The sequence below is a fragment of the Microbispora sp. CL1-1 genome, assembly GCF_012034195.1.
Taxonomy (GTDB): domain Bacteria; phylum Actinomycetota; class Actinomycetes; order Streptosporangiales; family Streptosporangiaceae; genus Microbispora.
This window is the reverse complement of the sequence record NZ_JAATEK010000260.1, coordinates 1-225: the sequence shown is the minus strand read 5'-3', so window position 1 is coordinate 225 and position 225 is coordinate 1. Positions and strand designations below refer to the sequence as shown.

Annotated in this window: 1 pseudogene; it reads right to left on the bottom strand. The window is 76.4% G+C overall.

Annotated features, from left to right (window positions below):
• Nucleotides 1-225, bottom strand: a pseudogene (locus HCK04_RS40820) (hypothetical protein); the annotation flags it as partial.

The window sequence follows — 225 nt, the reverse complement described above, 5'->3', positions numbered from 1 at the left end:
GGGTCGCCCATCACGCCGGAGGCGGCGCCCTCGGCCCCGGTGGGGTCGTCGGCGCTTTCGGCGTCGCTGTCGCAGTCGCCGGTGGCAACGGCCTCGCTCGGGGCCTCGGAGCTTCCCGTGGCGTCGGGGGTGTAGTCGCTGGTGACGTCGGCCTCGGGAGTGTCGAAGCCGTCGGGGCCGTCCGCGCCGCTCGCGTGACCGGGGCCGCTCATCGCGTCGGAGGCA